Annotated in this window: 3 protein-coding genes; all 3 read left to right on the plus strand. The window is 36.3% G+C overall.

Going from position 1 to position 2,123, the window contains the following annotated elements:
• On the plus strand, window positions 1–814 hold an 814-nt coding region (locus tag AACY93_RS13650; protein WP_339612158.1), incomplete at its 5' end, for a Nif3-like dinuclear metal center hexameric protein.
• Window positions 815–817: 3 nt separating this feature from the next.
• A complete protein-coding gene (locus tag AACY93_RS13655) occupies window positions 818–1,597 on the plus strand; it encodes a C4-type zinc ribbon domain-containing protein (RefSeq protein WP_007650595.1) in 780 nt (259 codons plus the stop codon).
• A 120-nt stretch (window positions 1,598–1,717) separates the two neighbouring features.
• On the plus strand, window positions 1,718–2,123 hold a 406-nt coding region (locus tag AACY93_RS13660), incomplete at its 3' end, for a peptide-methionine (S)-S-oxide reductase (protein WP_339612159.1).

The following is a 2,123-nucleotide window of genomic DNA, read 5'->3' on the forward strand; positions in this document are numbered from 1 at the left end:
CATTTTTTCCATGCATACAGCTTTGGACAATTCTGTTTTGGGAGTAAATAATATGATTTGCGATAAATTAGGATTAATCAACCGACAGATATTGATCCCTCAAGCCCAAACCATAAAAAAACTCATCACCTTTGTCCCAAAAAATGAAGCAGACACTTTACGAAATGCCCTATTTGAAGCTGGAGCAGGAAGCATTGGCAATTATAACAATTGCAGTTTCAACACCGAAGGCATAGGTACTTACAAAGGTAATGAAGCCTCTAATCCCACTCTTGGAAAAAAAGGGGAAATACATTTTGAAAACGAAACGCAAATAGCTGTAACATTTCCAAGACATTTGGAATCCAACATCCTAAAAGCCCTTTTTAAAACCCATTCTTACGAAGAAGTGGCTTACGAGGTTACCACCTTAGAAAACAAAAACCAGCAAATAGGTATGGGAATGATTGGAGAACTGGAACAGGAAATGTCTGAAACGGATTTTTTAAACACGTTAAAAACCAATATGAAAACCGAAACCATTAGGCATTCCGGTTTATTGCAAAAAAACATCAAAAAAGTCGCAGTTTTAGGAGGCTCTGGGAGTTTTGCCATTCACGCTGCAAAAGCTGCCCAAGCAGATGTTTTTGTAACGGCAGATTTAAAGTACCATGACTTTTTTACAGCTGAAAACCAGATTGTTTTAGCTGATATAGGTCATTATGAAAGCGAACAGTTCACAAAAAACCTTTTAGTTGCATATCTTACAAAAAAAATTACTAATTTTGCAATCGTTTTATCAAAGACAAACACCAATCCTGTTAAGTATTTTTAAACTATGGCAAAAAAGAAAGAAGCAACTGTAGAAGAGCGTTTAAGAGATTTATACGACTTGCAGCTAATCGATTCTCGCATCGATGAAATTAGAAATGTTCGTGGAGAACTTCCTTTAGAAGTACGTGATTTAGAAGATGAAGTTGCTGGACTAAACACCAGATTAGAAAAACTGGAGTCTAGTTTAGAATCTATAGATAACCAAATTAGCGACAAAAAGAATCAAATTGAAGAGTCTAAAGCGTTAATAAAAAAATACAGCGAGCAACAAAAAAACGTTAGAAATAACAGAGAGTACAATTCCATTACCAAAGAAATTGAATTTCAGGAATTGGAAATAGAACTTGCTGAAAAACACATCAAGGAATTTAAGGTTCAAATTGAGCAGAAAAAATTGGTTATTTCTGAAACCAAAGAGCGTTTAAAAGCACGTCAAACACACTTAAAGCACAAAAAAAGCGAATTGGATGCCATATTAGCTGAAACCGAAAAAGAAGAAGCTGCTTTAATTAAAAAATCTGAGGAATACAGAGCCAGTATAGAAGAACGCTTGGTAAAAGCCTATACACGCATTAGAACCAATGTTAAAAACGGTCTTGCAGTAGTGGCCATTGAAAGAGGTGCCTCTGGAGGATCTTTCTTTACCATTCCACCACAAGTGCAAATGGAAATTGCTTCCCGTAAAAAAATAATTACAGATGAGCATAGTGGACGTATTCTAGTAGATGCTGCCCTTGCAGAAGAAGAAAAAGAAAAAATGAGCAAGTTGTTTTCTAAACTATAATCATTTTAAAAATACATTTAAAGCCTTCATACATTCATATGAAGGCTTTTTTTTGTGCTTTTTTTTTAAAAACACGTTAAGGTTTTAAAACCCGTTCCGACCAAATTGTAAAACAAAACCATGTTACACTTAAAATCCATGTTGTCCACCTTTTTAATCGTGTTGTTTTTTAGCTGCAACAATATGGCACAACAAAACCAAGAACAAGATGCCATACGCCATGCAACACCAATTGAAGTTCCTCTGCACAACGGCAAAGCCCGAGCCTATTTTGCCAGTGGTTGCTTTTGGTGTGTGGAAGCTATTTACGAAAGTGTAAAAGGTGTGGACGAGGTCATTTCCGGTTATGCTGGTGGACACACCAAAAACCCAACCTATGCATCCAGCAATACAGGAAAAACAGGTCATGCTGAAGCAGTGGAAGTTATTTACAATCCAGATGTGGTTAGTTTTTCAACCTTGGTAGATGTCTATTTTGGTTCTCAAAACCCTAGACAGGTCAATGGACAAGGTCCAGATAAAGGCT

The sequence above is a fragment of the uncultured Xanthomarina sp. genome (assembly GCF_963971605.1).
GTDB classification, from domain to species: Bacteria; Bacteroidota; Bacteroidia; order Flavobacteriales; family Flavobacteriaceae; genus Xanthomarina; species Xanthomarina gelatinilytica.